Genomic DNA, 1,019 nt, shown 5'->3' with positions numbered 1-1,019 from the left:
CCCAGGCGGATGCCGCTCGTCACGAACGGCTTTTCCGGATCGTTCGGGATCGCGTTCTTGTTCACCGTGATGTGCGCCGCACCGAGTGCCGCTTCCGCTGCCTTGCCCGTGATGTTCTTCGCGCGCAGGTCCACCAGCATCACGTGGCTTTCGGTGCGGCCCGACACGATCCGCAGGCCACGCTTGACCAGCGTTTCAGCCAGCACGCGTGCGTTCTCGACCACCTTCTGCTGATATTCCTTGAACTCCGGCGACAGTGCTTCCTTGAACGCCACCGCCTTGCCGGCGATCACGTGCATCAGCGGGCCGCCCTGGATACCCGGGAAGATTGCCGAGTTGATCTGCTTCTCGTACTCGGCCTTCATCAGGATCACGCCGCCGCGCGGGCCGCGCAGGCTCTTGTGCGTCGTCGTCGTCACGAAGTCCGCGTGCGGCACCGGGTTCGGGTACACGCCCGCTGCGATCAGGCCGGCGTAGTGCGCCATGTCGACCATCAGGTACGCGCCGACCGACTTCGCGATCTTCGCGAGACGCTCGAAGTCGATCTTCAGCGCGAATGCCGATGCGCCCGCGACGATCAGCTTCGGCTTGTGCTCGTTTGCCAGCTTCTCGGCCGCGTCGTAGTCGATGTCTTCCTGTTCGTTCAGGCCGTAGCTGACGACGTTGAACCACTTGCCCGACATGTTCACCGGCGAGCCGTGCGTCAGGTGGCCGCCGTGCGCGAGGCTCAGCCCCATGATCGTGTCGCCCGGCTTGAGCATCGCGAAGAACACGCCCTGGTTCGCCTGCGAACCCGAGTTCGGCTGCACGTTCGCGGCCTCCGCGCCGAACAGCTGCTTCACGCGGTCGATCGCCAGCTGCTCGACCACGTCGACGTACTCACAGCCGCCGTAGTAGCGCTTGCCCGGATAACCTTCCGCGTACTTGTTCGTGAGCTGCGAGCCCTGTGCGGCCATCACGGCCGGGCTCGTGTAGTTTTCCGACGCGATCAGCTCGATGTGATCTTCCTGGCGGCGGTT

At 64.6% G+C, this 1,019-nt stretch carries 1 protein-coding gene; it reads right to left on the bottom strand.

Features of this window, described 5'->3' with window-relative positions:
* Positions 1 to 1,019 (bottom strand): serine hydroxymethyltransferase (gene glyA / locus DIE16_RS36285; RefSeq protein ID WP_148095412.1); only part of this gene is annotated, 1,019 nt, incomplete at both ends.

The organism is Burkholderia sp. Bp9090 (assembly GCF_003857985.1).
Classification (GTDB): Bacteria; Pseudomonadota; Gammaproteobacteria; order Burkholderiales; family Burkholderiaceae; genus Burkholderia.
Note: the sequence above shows the minus strand (reverse complement) of the source record. Positions and strands in the feature narration are given on the sequence as shown.